15 protein-coding genes are annotated in these 18630 nt (G+C 72.7%); 14 read left to right on the top strand and 1 reads right to left on the bottom strand.

The features are described 5' to 3' along the window. Positions 1-307: 307 nt before the first annotated feature. A complete protein-coding gene (locus ACIQTO_RS37610) occupies positions 308-1180 on the bottom strand; it encodes a hypothetical protein (protein WP_402398098.1) in 873 nt (290 codons plus the stop codon). 170 nt (positions 1181-1350) lie between these two features. Between ACIQTO_RS37610 and ACIQTO_RS37615 the strand changes: the two genes are divergently transcribed. From ACIQTO_RS37615 to ACIQTO_RS37680, 14 genes are all read left to right on the top strand, one after another. Continuing rightward, positions 1351-1674, top strand: a complete 324-nt coding sequence (locus ACIQTO_RS37615; protein WP_402398100.1) for a helix-turn-helix domain-containing protein — start codon at positions 1351-1353, stop codon at positions 1672-1674. Between the two features lie 7 nt (positions 1675-1681). Next, positions 1682-3931, top strand: coding sequence for a hypothetical protein (locus ACIQTO_RS37620; protein WP_402398102.1), 2250 nt, complete (start codon positions 1682-1684; stop codon positions 3929-3931). Further along, complete coding sequence (locus ACIQTO_RS37625) at positions 3928-4659, top strand: helix-turn-helix domain containing protein (RefSeq protein ID WP_402398104.1); 732 nt, start codon at positions 3928-3930, stop codon at positions 4657-4659. Before ACIQTO_RS37620 ends, ACIQTO_RS37625 begins: the two co-directional genes overlap by 4 nt. 98 nt (positions 4660-4757) lie before the next feature. Next, positions 4758-7358 carry a Helicase associated domain protein gene (locus ACIQTO_RS37630; RefSeq protein ID WP_402398106.1) on the top strand — a complete coding sequence of 867 codons (2601 nt, stop codon included), beginning with the start codon at positions 4758-4760 and terminating at the stop codon, positions 7356-7358. A 73-nt stretch (positions 7359-7431) separates the two neighbouring features. Next, complete coding sequence (locus ACIQTO_RS37635) at positions 7432-7794, top strand: hypothetical protein (protein WP_402398108.1); 363 nt, start codon at positions 7432-7434, stop codon at positions 7792-7794. Positions 7795-7904: 110 nt separating this feature from the next. Next, complete coding sequence (locus ACIQTO_RS37640; protein ID WP_402398109.1) at positions 7905-8663, top strand: hypothetical protein; 759 nt, start codon at positions 7905-7907, stop codon at positions 8661-8663. Next, positions 8660-9241 (top strand): hypothetical protein, encoded by a 582-nt coding sequence (locus ACIQTO_RS37645; protein ID WP_402398111.1) that lies wholly within the window; start codon positions 8660-8662, stop codon positions 9239-9241. Before ACIQTO_RS37640 ends, ACIQTO_RS37645 begins: the two co-directional genes overlap by 4 nt. Then, entirely contained in the window at positions 9238-10071 is an 834-nt protein-coding gene (gene istB, locus ACIQTO_RS37650) for an IS21-like element helper ATPase IstB (RefSeq protein WP_402398113.1), read from the top strand. Before ACIQTO_RS37645 ends, istB begins: the two co-directional genes overlap by 4 nt. Positions 10072-10279: 208 nt before the next feature. Then, on the top strand, positions 10280-11083 hold the full coding sequence (locus ACIQTO_RS37655; protein WP_402398115.1) for an alpha/beta fold hydrolase: 804 nt from the start codon (positions 10280-10282) through the stop codon (positions 11081-11083). A 48-nt stretch (positions 11084-11131) separates the two neighbouring features. Next, the gene (locus ACIQTO_RS37660) at positions 11132-11425 is read left to right on the top strand and encodes a nuclear transport factor 2 family protein (RefSeq protein WP_402398117.1); all 294 of its coding nucleotides are present in this window, start codon (positions 11132-11134) and stop codon (positions 11423-11425) included. 81 nt (positions 11426-11506) lie between these two features. Continuing rightward, positions 11507-13105 carry an ISL3 family transposase gene (locus ACIQTO_RS37665; RefSeq protein ID WP_402398123.1) on the top strand — a complete coding sequence of 533 codons (1599 nt, stop codon included), beginning with the start codon at positions 11507-11509 and terminating at the stop codon, positions 13103-13105. An 888-nt stretch (positions 13106-13993) separates the two neighbouring features. Continuing rightward, the gene (locus ACIQTO_RS37670; protein ID WP_402398119.1) at positions 13994-14137 is read left to right on the top strand and encodes a hypothetical protein; all 144 of its coding nucleotides are present in this window, start codon (positions 13994-13996) and stop codon (positions 14135-14137) included. A 211-nt stretch (positions 14138-14348) separates the two neighbouring features. Then, on the top strand, positions 14349-14636 hold the full coding sequence (locus tag ACIQTO_RS37675) for a hypothetical protein (RefSeq protein WP_402398120.1): 288 nt from the start codon (positions 14349-14351) through the stop codon (positions 14634-14636). A 1087-nt stretch (positions 14637-15723) separates the two neighbouring features. After that, positions 15724-15870, top strand: coding sequence for a hypothetical protein (locus ACIQTO_RS37680; protein ID WP_402398122.1), 147 nt, complete (start codon positions 15724-15726; stop codon positions 15868-15870). Positions 15871-18630 lie beyond the last annotated feature (2760 nt).

Below are 18630 nucleotides of genomic sequence, written 5' to 3' on the forward strand. Positions count from 1 at the left end.
CGAGTACGAGCTTGGACGTGCCACTGTGCTACTTCCCTCGATTCCTTACAGGACAACCCTATTGGGTCCCTGTCCGGGATCTTCGGGGCCCCTCAATACCTCCTTCACGCAGCTGTCCTTTACTTACTTGGAGCGACCTCGTGTCGCACACGGAGCGCCGTAGTTTGCGAGTGATCGTTTAGAGCCCGCTGGTTGGCGCAGTGGCGGTGCATCGTGGTTTGCGAAGCCGGAGCATGACACCTTGCGAGGCGGGGTCGTCCGGGTGTGGCGGCCGTCTCGCCGTTGGACCGTGCGGCCGGGTGCATTGTCAGCTTTCGGCTTGGTCGGGTTCTTCCGCTTCGGTGGGGATGGTCCAGCGCAGCAGGGTGGTGGTGCCGGCCTGTTCCAGGGTGACGGGGTAGGCCTGGTTCCAGGTTCGTTCGCCTCGGTGGCGCATGGAGTGGTCGCCGGGGTCCCAGCCCAGGCCCAGGACCTGGCATCCGTCGATCTCGATCTGCCCTGCCAGTAGGGGGTGGATCTGACCGGCTCGGTCGAGCAGGTGGAAGTGGCTGTGCGCGTCCACGGAGACCATCAGGCCGGCGCGGGGCCCCCAGCTCCGGATCCGGTCGGCGAACTCGTGGGCTTCGCGCAACGGGAGGTCGAGCCGCCCGTAGGGCCCCTGGCCGCCGTACTGGGGTGTCCGTTCGCCGCCGAAGCGGGCGTGGGCGTCGTCCGCGTACTTCCCCCAGTAGGTGACGTCGGCGAGTCCGTCGACGGATTCACCGTTCAGTCCGACGAACGAGTCCAGGGCGCGCGCGTCCCCGAGGACCATGCCGCACCGGTCGACAGGCAGGTCGCCGAGCCGGATCGGCTCCCCGCTGCGGTTGCTCGGCCAGGGCAGGCCGAGGTCGACTTCCAGGACGGAGATCACCGGCCCGTCGTAGGAGACCCACGGTTCGGCGCGCACCTTCAGCGGCCGGTCGGCTGCGGCCGGCACCGCGACCGCCTCACACCACCATTCGCTGCTGGGGCCGTCCACAGGCTCGTGGAAGTGGCCGCCCCCGGACCCTGCCGAGGCCAGCGCCCGCACGGACAGCGGATCGCCGGTTTCGGGCCACTGGTCGATCGAGCCGGCCATCCCCAGCACCAGCACACCGGACGGCGCGGTGACGACTCCCAGGTCGACAGAGGTCTCACTCATCCGCCGATCCAACCAGGTGTGGATCAGGTGGCTCACAGGGCCCTCGCGGCCTGCAGAGGTTCACCAGGCTCTTCGTGTGACCGATGCGGTCATGATGCGATGCATATGCGATTAACAAAGTTGCGATAGGCGAGATTTTGTGTGCTACCTTTCTTGCGTGGAGGTATGTGATGAGTGAGATCTTTGCGGCGGTCGACGCGCTGCTTGCCAAGGCCAGGGACGGTGGGGACCTGCCGGAGCCCGCTGAGCGGGAGCGGCTGCGTAAGGCGGCCGGCCTGACCCAGGTGGAGGTGGCCGCCGCCTTGGACACCCGGCGGGAGACCTTCGCCAAGTGGGAGGCCGGCGCTGCCCAGCCGCGGGCCCCGAAGCGCGGCGCGTACGCCTTCCTTCTCGCGGGCCTGGCCGATATCCACGGCACCCAGGGCCCGGACGGCTGGCTGACCCTGGCCCGCCGGGCCCGCCCTCTCGACGCCGACGCCACGGATGGAGAGTGAGGATCTGATGGACCGAAAGTCGTACACCGCCGAGCTCGCCTCACTGCGCGAGCTGCGCACCGAGATCACGGCCGCCGAGAAGACGGTCGCGGCCGCGCGGAAGGAGCTGGACAAGCTCACCGACCGGCGCTCGCGCCGGGTTGCCGGGCTCGCGGCGTACGAGGGCGCCCAGGCGCCGGCCATCGCGAAGGCCTCCGGGTTGTCGGTCGGCGACGTCGTGCGGATCGCGCCGCTGCTGGACCCGACCCCGGCCGCCGTCCGGGCTGCCAAGGATGACGACCAGGCCGCCGCCGTCGCTGCGCCCGCCCCGGCGCCTGCGGTCGAGCCGGTCGCCGAGCCCGTGAGCGTGAGCGTGGTCGCTCCGGCGCTGACCCGCCCGGCCCCCGTCGTCGAGCAACCGGCCGCGGCCGCCGTGACGGCAGAGGCGTCGCGCGAGGCCGAGGACCAGGCCGCCGTCGAGCGGCCCGCCCCGGCCGCGCCTGCCGTTGCTGCGCCGGTTGTCCCGGCGGCCTCGGTCGGTCCGGTCGCTGCCCCGGCGCGTCCGATGGTCGAGACTGGTCCGCGTGAGCTGCCCACCCTCCCGGAGGGCCCGGCCGGTGCCCGGTTCGAGGCGGTGACGACGGGCCTGGTGTCCAAGCGCCCGCCCTACACCCAGCAGGCCCGCTCCACGGTGTTCCTGGACGCCGCGACGGGCGACCTCGCGGTCCGCGACCAGGTCGTCCGGGTCGACCTCGGCACCCGCACCCCGGGCGAGATCCTGGACGCCGCCCTCACCACCGCGCCCGGCACCGAGCGTATCTACATCACCGCCGGCGCCCCGTGGCATGACGGCGCCGAGCGCTACTCCACGCTCAAGGACGCGGTCGCGGCCTGGCTGAACACCCCGAGCGAGCGGTGGACGACCGCGGTGGGCTCCGGTCGGGACAAGCTGGCCGGGCACTTCGTGCACCAGCGTCAGCCCGTCGGCCGCTACGCCCCCGCCGCCGCCCTGGACAGCGGTACCACCGAGATCCGCTCCATGGGGGAGTGGTTCGATGCGGACGGCGCCGACGTGACGACCTGCCGGGACGCGTTCCGGCTGCTGTGGCAGGCGCTGCGCCGCCACTGGGACGACGTGGTCCTCATGGGCTCGCCCAGCCAGACCGGCCGGGACCTGTGGTCGCGCACCATCCCCACCACCGGCAAGTGGGCCGGCGGCTACCCGGTCCTGTCCGAGGAGCTGCGGGGGCTGTTGCACGCGACCGGCGGGCAGGGCCGTACCGAGCTGATCCTGCCGCCGCGTGTGCCGGAGCAGCTGCCCGCGCTGGTGGAGTACGACAGGACCTTCGCCTACGCCAAGCACCTGTGGAAGTCCCCGGTCGGCACGCCCCGGCGGATCACCGCCGCCGCGTTCGCGGCGATGACCGAGCAGGAGCAGACCAAGGCCCTGATGTCCTGCTCGCACTGGAACGTGCGTGTCACCGTCCCGGCCGGCTGGAACCACATCGGCCTGCTGCCCGCCCCCGTCACCGGAGATCGCGCCTGGGTCTACCCGTCCGAGCCCGGTACCACGTTCACCACGTGGGCGGGTGGCGCGGAGGTCCACCTCGCACTGTCGAACCACCTGATGCCGTGGCGGATCGAGATCCTGGGCGGCTTGGTCTTCGAGGACGGCAAGCCGCTCGACGAGTGGGGCAAGCGACTCAAGGCCGCCTGGGCGGACCTGACCAACTTGTCCCGTATCCACGGGGACGAGCGCCAGCGGCAGGCGGCCTACCTCGCGTCCCGCGCGGTCCGCTCCGTGTTGCTGTTCGGCCTGGGCGGCTTCGCGCAGCGCCCGCGCCTGGTCTCCGGCACCACCCCGGTCGGCGAGGCGCTCCCGGCCGGGGTTGAGATCCTCGGCCAGGACGATCAGGTGGTGACCTGGCAGCGGCAGGCCGGGTTCTCTCGCGACCCCTATGCCCACCCCGAGTGGGCCGCCTACGTCTGGTCCGGGGCGCGGGCGGCGCTGCTGGACATGAAGTACCGCCAGGGCAAGGAGGTCATCGGCTACGCCGGGGCCCTGCACGCGAAGCCCGGAAGCGTCGTCTACTTCGGCACGGACGGCATCGCGCTGACCGAGCGCCAGCCCTGGCCCTACCGCGGCGAGCCCGGGGACTACCTCCTCAAGGGCCACCTCACCGGTCCGGTCGAGCACCCGACCAGCCAGGAGCAGTACCTGAAGCTGCGCGGCCAGGGCCGCGCCGAACTCGCCGCGAAGGGAGCTGAGCAGCAGTGAGCCCGGGAACGCCGCAGGACCCCAACGAGGCCGCGCGCCTGACCCAGGAGCTGATCGACCAGGGCTACACCAAGCGCCAGGTCGCCAGGATGCTCGGCCGCGACGCCTCCCTGGTGTCGCAGTTCTTCACCAAGGGCAAGGGCGCCAGCATGGTGGGCGCGCTGCGCCAGATGGTGCGGGCCGTGCGCGGCGGCGAGCGCGACGAGGAGGCGTTGGCCGGCATCGCCGAGGCGAACACCACCCGCCGCCGCACGAGGACGGGGCAGAAGGCCCGGGTGCGCGGCAAGGACGTCATCGGCACCCCGGGCGGGTCGATGGCCGGCCGCGCTGGGAAGCAGGCCATCAAGACCGGGGCCGCGCACCTGGCCGCCGTCATCCACGCGGCCGCTGCCGCCGACGGCCGGGTCGCCCTGACGGTGCGCATGCGCGCCCGCTACTTCACCCTGTCCGCCGGGTCGAAGGCCGACTCGGCCGGTATCCGGCGCGGCGTCCTCCCCCGCGCGGACGGCACCGAGGAGCGTACCTACGGCTCGTCCGCCACCGGCGGCTTCCCCGCCACCGAGTGGTCGCGCCGGGTGGCCGACTCCCACGGCGACGTCGTCCACGCCGTGCAGACCTGGCTGATCGAGACCGGCCGCGCCGTCCCCGAGGCGGAGATCGTCTACCTGGAGATCCGCACCTGGACCCCCGACGGCCACCAGACCTCGGAAGTCCTCATCAACGGGTAAGAACCCCGGCTCGGCCCGGCGTTTCCCGCTCCCGTCGGCAAAAGGCCGCCCCCGCCCGCCCCGCGCACCATCCGGATGACGAAGGAGACACCCGCGCCGTGGACACCACGACCACCACCGCCACCGAGGACGTCCCGGCCGGGCTGCGCGCTCAGACCTCGCTGCCCGCCCAGGCCGAGCCACCCACCATGGTCGTGAACCCGCTGCCGCTGCACTGGTTCCAGAAAGACGCCGTGGCCGCCGCGGTGAAGGCCGTCAAGAACGGAGGCCGGGCGACGATCGTCGCGGCCACCGGCTCCGGCAAGACCCTCATCGCCGCCGGCTGCGCCCGCCGCCTGGCGGCGAAGGGCCGGGTGCTGGTGCTGGTCCCGACGATCGAGCTGCTGGAGCAGACCGCCGCCTCCTGGTCGCTGAAGGGCGGCCGCCGGGGGCTGGCGGTGGCGGCGTGTTCGCGGGCGGAGGCGTTGGAGAGCGCGGAGGCCGGCGGCCGCGTCGAGGCGCAGGTGTCGACGCAGGCCGCCCGGATCGCCGACCTGGTCAAGGGAGCCCCGGACGGCCAGCCGGTGACCGTCTACGCCACCTACGCCTCCCTGGAACGCATCGTCACCGCGCACAAGGACTTCGGCCTCCCGGCCTGGGACGTCGTGATCATCGACGAGGCCCACAGGACGGCAGGCTCCGAAGGGAAGGCGTGGGCGGCGATCCACTCCGACGACAAGGTCCCCGCCGCCCGGCGCTTGTACTTCACCGCCACCCCGAAGATCGCCGACGACTCCAAGGCCAAGCCGGGCCTGGCCGACCTCACCGACGGCCAGGAGCTGCCCGCGCTCTGCTCCATGACGGACACCCGCATCTACGGCGAGACCGTGTTCACCTGGACGCTCGGCCAGGGAATCGAACACGGCTACCTCGCCGACTACCGCGTCCTGGTCCCCGTCGTCACCGACGAGGACCTGCGCGAACTCCTCAACCTCCCCGCCGTCGCCGACCTCCGATCCCAGAGGTCGAACGAGGAACTCCTGCGCCTGGCACTGCAGATCGCGGTGCTGCGCGCCATCGCGGACCTGCAACTGCGCCGGGTCATCACCTTCCACTCCCGGGTGCAGGCGGCCCGGGAGTTCGCCGCCACCATGAACACCACCGCCGAGCTGCTCCCCGTCGGCGACCGGCCGGAGCGGGTGACCGCCCTCGCGGTCGCCGGCAGCGACCGCCTCTCGGAGCGCCGCGCGGCGTTCGCCACGTTCACCGCCTCCACCGGCGAGCGGCCCGGCGAGGAGGGCGAGGAGTGCTGCATCATCTGCAACTCTCGACTTCTGAACGAGGGCATCGACGTGAGAAGCGTGGATGCGATCGTCTTCGCGGACCCGAAGTCCAGCGTCATCGACGTCGTCCAGGCCGTCGGCCGGGCCCTGCGCCAGGCCTACCGGCAGGGCAAGGTCTCCTGGGTCATCATCCCCGTCTACCTTCCCACCCCCGAGGTCGGCGACGACACCGCCACCGCCGACCCGGCCGAGATCCACGAGGCCGGGGAGGCCGTGAAGGCGGAGGCCGACGAGGAGATCGAGGCGTCCTCCTTCCGCACCATCTGGCGCGTCCTGCGCGCCCTGGCCGCCCACGACGCCCGCGTCGTCGGCCGGATCACCGAGCTGCGCACCCGGCGGGTCGGCGAGAAGGGCCAGGACACCATCACCGAGTCCGAGGTGGGCGAGGAGTCCGGCGAGGCCGGGGACGCCGAGCAGCCCGCCCAGGAGTCGCCGGTGGAGTGGCTGCGGATCAACGCCCGCAAGCACGCCGCCCGGATCCTCCAGACGGTGAAGCTGCGGGCGTTCAACCCGCGCGCCACCGAGTGGCAGCGCATGTTCGCCCTGGCCGCCGCGTTCCACACCGGGCACCACCACCTCGACCCCACCGACAAGACCCGGGACGGCGCTCTGATCTCCTGGCTCGACCGCCAGCGCTACCTCAAGGGCGCCGGCCTCCTCGCCCCGGTCCGCATCCACGAACTCGACCAGCTCGGCATGATCTGGGACAAGCACGCCCACTCCTGGGACCGCGGCTACGCCCACGCCCGCGCCTGGGCCGAGACACACGGGCACCTGGCGATCCCGGCCGCCGAGAAGCTGGACGGCCACGCGGTGGGCGCGTGGGTAGGGCGGCAGCGCAAGAACCCGAAGCTCACGGCCGCTCAGGACGCCAGGCTGACCGCGCTGGACGCGATGTGGCGCATCGAGCCGGACTGGAACCGCTCCTACCGCCGCCTGCTCGCCTACCTCGCCGCCGGCGGCACCCTGGACGGCCCGGCCAACCGCACCGGCGGCGAAGCCGACCCGACCTTCCGGCCCGGAGCCTGGCTGCGCAAGCAGGACAAGGCCCGTGCCGAGGAGAAGCTGACGGCCCAGCAGGCCGTACTCCTGGACGCACTGCCCGCTGCCCTCGCCGAGCAGCAGGACCAGGGTCCGGCCGAGGGCACGGTCACCTGGACCGCCGAGTGGGCGTGCGGGGCGTGTGGAGACGGGGGCGACGCCCAGTTCGAGGACGGCGCCAGCGTGGACGCCGACCACGACTGCGACCAGGATGACGGGCCCGAGATCGGCTGGGAGGGCCGGGCCGCGTGCTCCGCCTGCGGCTGGTCGATGGAGACCGACTTCACCGACGGCGAGTACGTCGAATCCGACCACGACTGCGCAGGCGACCAGTAGCGGCACACCACCCACCAGGGGCGGCCCGGCCATCGGGCCGCCCCCGCCCGACCGTCCGACGAAGGAGACCCGGATGCGCGACGACCAGCACCACCAGCCGTTCCCCCTGGTGCTCTACCGGCACGACGGCGAGCTCATGATGCCCGCCACCCACGTCACTGCCCTGCTGCGCCACACCGCCGAGACCTTCCGGCTGTGGCGGGTACGGGGCGAGGTGCGGATGGACCTGGAAACCACCGCCCGGCTCTACGACTCCCTGGTGCGCTACGCCGCCGACCTCGACACCAGCATCACCTCTGCCGACGCACACGGGCAGCCCGGGCCCGCTCCGGAGGCGGACCGCGCACGGGCGGACGACGTCGCGCAGGCCCTGGCCGAGGTGACCGCCGCCTGCCTCGCCGCAGACGAGAGCACGTCCGAGCCCGCGGCCGGCTGACCCGCAGCGTCCTGGGCGACATGGCCGCGGCCTGGCCGCACTGCAGCTGACCGGCCGTCAAGCGGTCCGCCCCGCCCCTCTTCCTGTCGGCCCGGAAGGCAGCACCCGCGATGACCGATACCACCCGCCCCGACCCCGCCGCAGTGCCCGTCCCGCTGGACCTGTCGGCCACCCGCAGCCGGCCGCTGCCCGCACGCCGTGACCTGGGCCGGGCGATCCTCGACTCGGCGCTGGTGCGCGGTGCGATCTGGCTGCGCTGGTCCGGCCACGACGGCATCCGCACCCTCCACCACGGCGCCGGCCTCGCCCGCGGCTGGGTGGAGAAGGACATCGACGGCTTGGCTGGGTGGGCGGCCCTGGTCGACGGTCGGCTCGTCGTCACTCGCGACAGCGCCGGCCGCACTCAGCCGGTTCTGCACCCCGAGTCGTGGGAGGCCGGAGTCACGCTCCACGCCGCCCTCGCCCAGCACCCCGCCCACCCGGACGACGACCAGAGCACCGACGAGGACGAGGGCCAGGGCCCCGAGGACGGCCTGCTCGGCGAGAGGCGCACCCGCATCCGCCGCAAGGCCGCCGGCCTCACCCTGGACGCCATCGACCAGGCCCTCAACGGCGCCCACACCGACCTGCGCGCCGCCGGCCGGTACCCGGACGCCGAAGACGAGAGCACCCTTGGCCACGCCGCGCTCGCCTACCAGGAGTGGCAGCGCATCCGCGACGAGGCCGCCAACAGTGGCCGCGAGACCTACGATCAGGACCACGACCTCGGCCTGCGCCGCGCCCAGACCGCCGCCCGCCACCGCCAGGACGTCGCCAACTGCGTGCGCGAGGCCACTCGGTGCCGGCCCGGTTCATCGGCCGCAACGTGAGGGTGTCGCTGCGGGCGGACGAGGTGGTCGTCTTCGACCGGCACGAGATCGTCGCCCGCCACCCGCGCCTGTCGGGCCGCTGGGGCTACCGGGACCTGCTGGACCACTACCTGGAGATCCTGCGGGCCAAGCCCGGCGCTCTGGAGGGCTCGACCGGCCTGAAGGCGGCTCGCGCGGACGGGTCGTTCACCCCGGTCCACGATGCGTTCTGGGCCGCCGCGCGAGAGGCGCACGGCTCGCAGGCCGGCACCCGCGCGCTGATCGAGGTCCTGCTGCTGCACCGCCGCCTGCCCGCCGAGGCCGTCCTCGCCGGGATGAACGCCGTCCTGGAGGCGGGTTCGGTCTCGCCGGACCTGGTCGCGATCGAGGCCCGCCGGGCGCTGGCGGCCGGCGACGGCCCCGCACCCGTCGTGATCGCCCCGCCCGCGGTCGTCCTGGACGAGGCCGAGGACATCGTGGCGGCCCGGGTGGTCTCGCTGTCCGACAGACGTCCCTCCCTCCCGCCGGACACTCGCCCGGCGCCATCGCTGGCCGCCTACGGCCAGTTGCTCTCCCTCCCCTCGAAAGGCTCAGCATGACGCAGAGCACCGCCCAGGCCCCGCAGCAGCAGGGGCCTCGGGCTTCCTCAGGGCTGCCCGGACAGCGGTCCCAGGACGCGGGGGTGGCCATCGACACCGCCTGCCGGACCCTGGGCCTGACCACGATCCGCGGCCGTTGGGAGGAGATCGCCGCCCAGGCCCTGCGCGAGCACTCCTCCTACAGCGACTTCCTCGCCGAGCTGTTGGAGAACGAGTGCGAGGACCGCGACGAGCGCCGCAAGCTCCGCCGGGTCAAGGAAGCCAATTTCCCGCGCCCGAAGCGGGTCGAGGACTTCGACTTCTCGAAGAACCCGAACGTCCCGCCGGAGGTCGTGAACACCCTCACCACGATGGGCTGGGTCCAGTCCGGCCAGCCGCTCTGCCTGATCGGCGACTCCGGCACCGGCAAATCACACCTGCTGATCGGAATCGGCACCGCCATCGCCGAGGCCGGCGGCCGGGTCCGCTGCACCACCGCGGCGAACCTGGTCAACGAACTCGCGGAAGCCGCCGACGACAAGCAGCTCGGACGCACCATCAAGAAATACGGGCGCATCGACCTGCTCTGCCTGGACGAGCTGGGCTACGTCAAGCTGGACCGGCACGGCGCTGAGCTGCTGTTCCAGATTTTCACCGAGCGCGAGGAGCGCCACGCGATCGCGATCGCCTCGAACAGGCCGTTCACCGAGTGGGACCAGACCTTCACCGACAAGCGGCTCTGCCAGGCGATCGTCGACCGCCTCACCTTCGAGGCCCACATCATCGAGACCGGCACCGACTCGTTCCGCCTCGCCGCCACCACCGCGAAGCGCAAAGCCGCCATGTCCTGACCGCAGGAGCCCCGCATCGGGGTAAGCCGACCGGGACCACACCGCTCGGCGGCTGGTGGCTGGTCAAGTCGTCGGATGCCCGGGGGAAATACTGTGCAGTTCAGGACTATTCGGCCATATGGTCGTGATGCTGTGTTCGATGATCGACGGGAAGGACGTGGGCGGCATGGGCGTGGAAGGTCAATGTTGGACTCGGTCGGGGGTTCGGTTGCGCCCTGTCGCAGAGACTGAGGGCCGGTGGAACTGGCTGTTCGTCCCGGGCGGCCCCGGCCTGGGGGCGGAGTCCGTGCTGGAGCTGGCCCGCGCTACCGAGGTGCCGGGCACGGTCTGGCTGGTCGACCTGCCGGGGGACGGTTCCAACCGCGGCCTGCCGCAGGTTCCCGAAAATCCCTACGCGCTCTGGCCGCAGGTCCTGGCCGAGACGCTGGACGAGCTGGACGATGTGGTCATGGTCGGCCATTCCACCGGCGGGATGTTCATGCTGGCCACACCCGAGCTGGAAGGTCGCCTGGCCGGCATGGCCCTGGTCAGCAGCGCACCGCACGCGGGCTGGCGCGACGCCTTCGGACAGTGGGCCCAGGCCCACCCGCTGCCCGGACTCGAGGAGGCGGCCGCGGCCTACGGACAGGACCCGAACGACCAGACGCTGCGCGCGCTCACACTGACCGCCGCGGCATGGAACTTCACCCCCGCAGCCCTGGCCGCCGGCCGCACCGTGCTGGAGGGCCTGCCCTACTGCAACGACGCGGTGGCCTGGGCCGACGCCCACTTCGACGACACCTACCAGGCGCGCTGGACACCGGCAGCCAGCGGAATTCCGACGCTGATCATCAGCGGCAGCGAGGACCACGTGGTCGACCAGAGCCTGTGGCAGCAGGACACCGCATTCGACCAGCCTCACGTGCTGCGGAGAACCATCGAGAGCGCGAGCCACTTCCCCTGGCTCGAGAACCCCCACGCGGTCCGCACGGCCTTCGCCGACCTGAGCACCCTGTTGGACTCCGCCCGATAGCCATACCGCTCCGGCACCCGCGTGAAAACGAACAGAAGAAGGGGAGACATGACTGCGGCAGACAGCCCCCGCGAGGTGGCCGCCAGACTGCTCGAAGGACTCGGCAACCAGGACTGGGACACCCTGCGCGACCTCTACGCCGAGGACGTCGTCATCGACTGGCCACTGGCCCTGCCCACCCCAGCACGCGTGAGAGGCAAAGACGCACTGCGCCAAGCCCTGCAGAAGGGCTGGGCGATGCTGGACCTGCGCCTTTCCCTCACGCGGCTCCACGAGACCACTGACCCCGAGGTCGTCATCGCCGAGTACGACTACGCCGTGACAGGTGTCGGCGACGGCTGAAAATGGGTTCTGACTCACTTTCCGTGCCAGGGCCACGGAGGGTCACCCAAACCGCGATCATGATCGGCTGTGGGCGACGTGGTGTCCGGGGACCTGTGGTTCCCCCGAGTCGATGGTGTTCTGGTCGAAGGTGTCTTGGTAGAAGCGGAGTTGGTAGTGCTTCGAGTCCGAGCTGAGACCGTTGGGGTGGCGTGCCCGGACTGCGGGTCCGTTTCGAGTCGGGTGCACAGCAGGTACGTGCGGCGGCTCGCGGACAGCGCGGTGGGTGGCCGTCCGGCGGTGATCGAGTTGCGTGTGCGCCGGTTCCGCTGCCTGGACGGCAGCTGTCCTCGGGTGACGTTCGTGGAGCAGGTGGCCGGGCTGAGCTACCGGCACGGTCGGCAGTCGGTCGGCTTACGGGCGGTGCTGGAGAGCGTGGCGTTGATGCTGGCGGGTCGGGCCGGGGCACGCCTGGCAGGCTCGCTCGCGGTGGCCGCGAGCCGGTCGACGATGCTGCGGCTGATACGCGCCCTGCCCGACCCTGTCCCCAGCACGCCGCGCGTGCTGGGCGTTGACGAATTCGCCCTGCGCAAGGGGCATGTCTACGCCACGATCCTGGTGGACATCGAGACCCGCCGCCCTGTCGACCTGCTGCCCGACCGGACCGCGGCGACGGTGGCCGGCTGGCTGGCGGAGCATCCCGGCGTCGAGATCATCTGCAGGGACCGCTCGCCGGCCTTCGCCGAAGCGGGTCGGCTCGGCGCCCCGGAGGCGGTGCACTGCGCGGATCGCTGGCACATCTGGCACAACCTCGTCGAAGCCGTGGAAAGGACCGTTGTCCGCAACCGGGCCCTGCTGCGTGAACCACCGGACGAGGAACGAGCAGGCACGCAGTCGACCCTGGACACGGCAAAACTCACGACGGCCGTGCCGGCCGAGCCACGCCGATCCGGTCGCCTCTCCGACCGCGTCCGCCAACAGCACGCGGCCGTCCACGCCCTCCTGGGACAAGGGCGCGGCCACAGGCCCATCGCCCGCGAACTGGGCCTGGCCCGCAACACCGTGAGCCGGCTCGCCAACGCGGCGACCCCCGACGAGTTGCTCGTCGGGCGGTGGACCGGCCGCACCAGCATCCTCGACCCCCACAAGCCGTACCTCCACCAACGGTGGCAGGAGGGCTGCACCAACGGCACCCGCCTCTTCGCCGAACTGTGCGAGCTCGGCTACCAAGGCGGCACCACCGTGGTGAGACAGTATGTGCGCCAGCTCCGCGAGGCGTTCCCGCTGGCGGATCCACCACGCAGGCCCACGTCGGTGCGAGACGTGACCAGCTGGCTCACCCGCCACCCCGACAGCCTCACCGAGGAGCAGAGCCAGCAGCTCAAGGCGATCCTCGCCCGATGCCCCGAACTCGACCGGACCGCCCGACACATACGGTCCTTCGCCGAGCTGATGAACAACCGCCACGGCCACCGGCTCATCCGGTGGATCGCAGACGTTCGAGCCGATGACGTCCCCGCACTGCACACCTTCACCGCCGGCCTCCACCAGGACCTCGACGCCGTGACCGCAGGACTGACCATGCCCTACAGCTCCGGCGCGGTCGAGGGCCACAACAACAGGATCAAGATGCTCAAGCGCCAAATGTTCGGTCGCGCCAACTTCGACCTGCTCCGCAAGCGCGTCCTCCTCGCCGCGTGACGGGCCGATCATGATCGCGGTTTGGGTGACCCTCCGTGGCCCTGGCACGGAAAGTGAGTCAGAACCTCGTTTCACCCGTTGCCGACAACAGGCCGCACGACCGGGCGGACCTTCCGCACGGCCAACATCCTGGTCCTCACAGTCCGCGGCGGACGCGTCGTCGCTGCCCGGGGCTACCACCATCACGTGGCTGCAGCGGCTGCCGTCGGCAACCTCGACGAGACCATCGCCGAGTTCACACGGACCGCCGATTGACGCCAAGGCGAAATATCCGAATGCGAAATCCACCACGGCCTCAGCCAGTGGCCACGGCCCCGATGGCTGAGAGGGACGCCTTCGGCGCGCGCCTACCCCCCCCAGGATGGGCCTGGCGGACATTGACGTCGATGCTCTCGCAGGCCGCAGAAACCCGGCGCTCCGGGCTGGAAGGCAGGAGGTCGACTGGGCCGTGATCGGCGACCGCTTATCTTCCGCGAGCGGCATAGACCGGGCGGGCACCAAACAACGGTGCCCGCCCGAAGACATCCTGTCGGGGATGCAGACCTGGCGGGCGCACAACTACACGCTACCGGTCACATCCGGGCCATCGCGGCCACGACTACCGCCACACACAGCAAGCGGCGCAAAGCTCACCCGATCGAGGGGGTGGGGCCACCCCAGCCTGGAACTATTCAACACCGCCTTCTCCCGTCACCCGTCCAGTTCAACGGTGGGGCCACTCGAACCCGGAACGGTGGGGCCAGAGAAAGCCGGAAGAAACACACCCAGGAGGCTCGGCTGCGGACCGACGCCGCGCACCGCCAGCTCGCCGGAGCAGCGGCCGAACCCCTCTACACCTCGCTGGCCCGGGCCGGACTCCACAATCTGACCGAGGGCGACCACCAGGCGGTGCGCGAGCTCACCCGCCACCTCGACCCGGCCACCGTCCGGCAGGTCGTGACCTGGCTGGAGCGCACCCGCTCCACCGCCATCGCCCTGACCGCTGGCCAGGAGCGGCCGAGTCGGCCCGTCGTACGCCGCAGCGGCTTCTGACTCTTCGCCCGGCCCGGGCAGGGCGTACGACAGCGGGCCCCGGACTTCACGTCCGGGGCCCGCTGTCGTTGTCCCGGCCGGCCGCCGGAGTCTGGTGCAAGCAGGTGGTGGCCGGCCAAGTCGGGGCTCCGCCCGCGGGCAATGGTGTGCGGGAGGAGCGCCTCCGATCCTGTCACGCCCCAGGAGAGCGGCCGACATCCGCGGGGCGGCCGTGGGGTTCGAGGAAGAGGCCGAGGAGGCTGGCGGGTACGGGCTGCTGGCCGGGGCCCGCGCCCGGCCCGCGTCCGGCCGGGCGCGGGCCGGGACTGGCTGCTTCGCCGCCCGCTACGGACCGGGGGCCCGTCCGGTCGGGCGGTACACCAAGCGCCCCGCACAGGGCCGTCTGGTGCTCGGCTACGGTCCGGGCGTGCCGGACGACCAGGGCGAACTGCTCACCGTCCATCGCCGCCAGCCGCTCCGGCACGTCGGCTGCCAGTTCCGGGTTGATGCCCTCCAGTAGCTCCCGGGCCTCCTCTCGAAGCCTCGGGGCCTGCTCGGCCAGGCGGCGCCGGCGCAGAGCGGCCTGGCGGCAGGCCTGCCCGCAGTAGAGGCCGGGCCGCCCCGTGCGGGCCGGGTCGGGAAGTCGCCGCCCGCAGTGGGGGCCGGCACATACTGGGGCCGTCGGTTCCGTCACTGTCACACCGTGACGGAACCGGAGGGGCACCACAAGCTGCCCCGCTGTGGGGGGTGGTGGCTGTCCGGCCGGGCCGGGTCGGGCCGGCCGGTGTGCGGTGGTTGGCCTGGTTGTCGGGTTTGGGCCGGGGGCTGGTCCGCCTCTCGCAGCGGGGCTGACGTGCTGCGGGGTGTCGGGGTGGACTGGTCGGCCGGGGTTGCCGCTCGGGTAGTCCACCCGGCCCGCCCGCCCTGCCCACCCGGCGCGTCCCGTCCCGGCTTGGCTGGTTCCGGGCGGTCCTGTCCCGCACCGGGTGTCTGTCGGTAGGGGTGCTGGCTGGGGGGTTGCGTGACACGCGGGTTGTGACGGAACTCTGCCCGTCCGGCCCCGGCCCGCCCCCGGCTCGCCCGGCCCGGCCTGGTGCGGGGCTGTTCCGCTCCGGTTCCGGTCTGTGACCTCGCTGCGTTTCTCGCGTCCTTGTCGCCTTCCGGTAGACCAATCCGGGCGGGTGGTCGGCCCCCGTCCGGCGGTCTGGCGGCATTCCGGGACGTGCCGGTTTCGGTGACGGCGTGTGGCCACCTCCCCGGCCGGTCGGGGTGTCCGACGGGCCGTTCGGGGGTCTGGGCCGGGGCGGGGTGTTCCGGCGAATTGACGGCCTGTCGGAATGCCGCCGGAAATGCCGCCGGTTTCCGTCCTGGTTTTCCTCGTCGATTCGGCCGGAACTACCGCCGGTCGGGGCCGTTTCGGCGGGTCGTGAATTTCGTGCGGGAGTTCGCCGGGGGATAGGGGCGGGGGAGCGTTGCGCGCCCCGGGTGCTCCGGGGTTGGCGTGGGGGCCGTGGCCGGGAGGGGGCTGGGTCGCCTGGCGGGTACGGGGCGACGACAGTTACGGCCCGCGCCGGATCGCTCCCGACTGGCACGCGCAGGAACTGCTGGTGGCTCTGGTCCGCGCTGCGGGTGGTGAGCTGGTCTTCGACGGCGAGCACATGCTCACCACCTCGACCCGGGCGGTCGACGGGGCGATCAGGGACGTCCTCTACGAGCCGCTGCCGGACGGGACGGTGCGGCTCTCGCTGGCCTGACCGCACCCGGCGCCGGCCGCCGTGCCGGGGCTGTGGACGCCCTGTCGCGGGGGGTGTCGCGTTGGGGTGCTGTCGCGGTGTGTGACGTGCGTGCCAGGCCCGGATCCCCCGTGTGCGGGCGGCCCGCGACAGCCATCGCGACAGGGGCGCGGCGGTGCCCCCGTCCGGCTGCTCCCCGCCCGGGAGGGGCCGGCCCCACCCGGGCGCCCCGGTTCCTCGACTCCGGCCAGGGTGCGGCTGCAGGGGCCGCCGAAGCCCGCCGGGGCAGTCACCGGGCTGCCGCTGCGCCGCGTCCGGTGTCGAGCAGCTGCTCCTGGCCGCCGTCCACGGGGCCGCTCCCGCCCGCCTGCCGTCGGCCGCCAGGACGTCGCCGTGTCGGCCGCAGGGCCCCGGACCGTGGCCCGGACCGGGGTGCTCCCCACCCCGGCCCGGGCCCGCGCATTCACCTCTGACGGCGGGCATGCAGGAATCCCGGAAGAACCCGGAAATTCCCTCGCCCGCACAGCCCGTGGATTCGCTCGCCGGGCTGCTCGCCGATGCCGTTCCGCGTCCGGCCGCAGTTCAATCCGGTGGTCCCGAATTCGCGGCACGGGACAGCGGCCGATGGCACCCCTTCCGACACCGGTCGTTCCGCCCGGCCGAACGCGCTCCGGCGGTCTCCGGAACACCTCCGGATTCCGCCGCACCGAACCCCTGATTTCCCCGCCGGAATGATCAGCTGGAACGGCCCCGTCGATCCGCCTGATTCCCTCGCTCACCCCGGCCGTGTTCGGCCTACGGCCACCGGTCCGACCGCCGCCGTGTTCAGCATCGGAATCACGGCCGATTTCACCCCTGCGCGCACCTCCGGATTCCCCGGCGGAACGCCTTCCCGCACGGCCTTGATCCGCCGCCGCGCCGGTCGCCGGATTCGCCCGCCGTCCCGGCCTAAATCACCCGCGGGCCGCACACCCCCGCCCCCGCTGCTCCCGCCCCGCTGCTCCCCGGAGCGACAGGCCCGGCAACCGGGGGCCGCGCACACCCCGGGAGGACACCCACAGGGGTGTGCCGTCGCCCCTGGGGGCCGCAGGCCGCACGGCCCGGCCACCCCGCGCACCGACACCACCAAGCCCCGGCCGTGCCCGCTGTGCCCCCGCCAGGGGGCCGCAGGCCACCGCCACGGACCCGCCCGCCACCCCGGCCGGCGCCGCAGGCCCGGCCCCGCACCCACGCGCTCCCGGGCCGCCAGGCCCGCACCCCCGCCACCCACGGTCCGGCCGCCAGGCCGGCACCCCCGCCGCGGCCGCAGGCCGCCCGAGAACAGGCGGCTTGTGGAGGGCGGGGTGATGGTGCCCAACTGCGCCCCGGCCCGCGTTCACCCCCCGCCCGCCGACCGGGCGCTGCTGCTCCCCGTGCCGCCTCTCCGGGGCCGGGGGGTGAAGTCCCTGACAGCTCTTGCATCTGGACCCCAAGTCGGTGACACCTCTTGCATGTTCGTCCTGCCGCAGGCCGGAGGGCTGCCGGTGCGGTCCACGAAGGGGGTGGCGGCAGGCGCCCGGGGCGGGTTCGGTGCCCGACCCAAGGGCGTCCGCCGCGCTCTGCCGAAGGCCTGCGCCGCACCTGCCCGGCGCCGTCGCCGCGCTGCGCCGGTGGCCGCCGCCAACCCCTCGGGAACGGGCGCCGTGAACCCGGCTGCGCCCCCTGTGGGGCCGTCCCCGGCCACGCCGGGAGTCGGGCCGACGCGGGCCTGCGGTGGTGCCCGGTGGTCGGCTCGGCGGCCCCCGGGCGCACCTCGCCGTCCCGCCGATGCCGGGGCCGGCCTTCGCCCGCCGCACACCAGCACCCGCCGCCGGTGCCACAGGCCGCCGCCCTCCAGCACCTGCCGCCCGCTGCTCCCGGCCCTGCGGAGCCCGCAGGGCCCCGCCCCCGGCACACCCCTCCCTGGAGGCCGTAGGCCGCCTCACGGGCCGCCCAGGTGCGAGTCTGCGGTTTGCTGTCACTGGGGGAGCGGGTGGTGTCACCGGTCCTGGAGGCTGGTGATGCCTGGGCTCGGTCTGGGGACGGGGCTGTTGGTGTCACCTGGGTGCGGATGCGTGGTGGCATCTGGTGATGTCTCTCGGTGACGGCCCCGTGCACCGCCAGGGCGCCGCCCAGCCCTGCCCCCTCCCTGGAGGCCGCAGGCCGCCCGACGGGCCACCACGGGGCCGCAGAACACCTGCGCCCTGCCGCTGCGCCCCGAGGCCGATATCGGGACTATTGCTCTACCGAAAATTCGCGGGATATCGTGAACGGAGCCCCTCCGGATTCCGCCGTCCCGTCAGGGATGGCCCCTCTACCGGCAATTCACGCCACATCGTCAACGCCCACTCGGACACCCCGCCAGGGGAGGCCCCTCTACCGGCAATTCACGCCACATCGTCAACGCCCACTCGGACACCCCGCCAGGGGAGGCCCCTCTACCGGCGATTCACGCCACATCGTTAACACTCCCGGCCGCAGGACGGAATGGACCCAAAGGCGGGCCGCAGGCCCGTGCCGCTTTGACGCTCATCACCCACTGAGTTGAGGCCCCGCCAGGGGCCACCCCGGGCAAGCCAATTCGCCGCAGGCGAATTGCCCCCGCCACTCACCCGCCCCGCCCGGCGCAGCCGGGCCCCCGAGGCGCAGCCTCGGGCCAGCAACCACGCACGGTGACGGCGCAGCCGGCACCCCCCGCGCCTGACGGCGCGCCAGCGCCGCTGCAGCGCCGCCAGGCGCTGCTCAAGCCGCAGGCTTCCGCCC

It is taken from the genome of Kitasatospora sp. NPDC091207 (assembly GCF_044768625.1).
Classification (GTDB): domain Bacteria; phylum Actinomycetota; class Actinomycetes; order Streptomycetales; family Streptomycetaceae; genus Kitasatospora.